The sequence below is a fragment of the Cyanobium sp. NIVA-CYA 375 genome (assembly GCF_056108345.1).
The window spans coordinates 1-578 of sequence record NZ_JBSYHW010000400.1; the positions used below are offsets into that span (position 1 = coordinate 1).

At 57.6% G+C, this 578-nt stretch carries 2 protein-coding genes; both read left to right on the forward strand.

Annotated features, from left to right (window positions below):
- Positions 1-143: RhuM family protein (gene rhuM / locus AC01FP_RS18805; RefSeq protein WP_474482447.1), on the forward strand; the 143-nt coding region annotated here is incomplete at its 5' end.
- Positions 144-157: 14 nt separating this feature from the next.
- Positions 158-481: a hypothetical protein gene (locus AC01FP_RS18810; protein WP_474482445.1), complete on the forward strand. Its 324-nt coding sequence runs from the start codon at positions 158-160 to the stop codon at positions 479-481.
- The last annotated feature ends 97 nt before the right edge of the window (positions 482-578 follow it).

Sequence of the window (578 nt, forward strand, 5' to 3'; positions counted from 1 at the left end):
TAGACGCAGGGGCGACGGTCAAGGAATCCTTGACAGTTCAAAACGAAGGCTGCCGCGATGTGCAGCGCCCCGTCAACATCTACAACCTCGACGCCATCCCGGCCGTGGGCTACTGGGTGCGCTCGCCCATTGATCCGGCATGAGCGCACACGAGCCCATGCCCCATGGGCTTAAAACGGTCGCCGATTGCTTCGGGATTGCGGTGAGACTGACGGAGGAGCGCATGGCGCACATTCTGGAGCATCCGGAAATGAAGGAGATGGGTGCGGAGATCGATCGGCTGCTGGCTGCGCCGCAGATCGTTCGTCGGTCCCGTTCTGATGATGCTGTGCGCTTGTTTTATGCGTTCTACTCACAGACCATCGTCGGCGCCAAATGGCTGTGTGTGGTTGTAAAGTACACAGAGAGCGATGCCTTCGTCATCACCGCCTACCTCACCGACAAAGCCAAGCTTGGAGCATCGCTATGGCCAATAAGCTGAAAGTCTGGTTTGATCCTGAGGCAGATTTCCTGGAAGTGCGTTTCTCGGAAGCTCCTGGTTACGCGAAGGAAACCAGCCATGATGCCGTCATGGAGCG

Bases quoted from the DNA above. Each gene is read 5' to 3' on its own strand.
- AC01FP_RS18810 (WP_474482445.1), top strand. From the start codon at position 158: ATGCCCCATGGGCTTAAAACGGTCGCCGATTGCTTCGGGATTGCGGTG.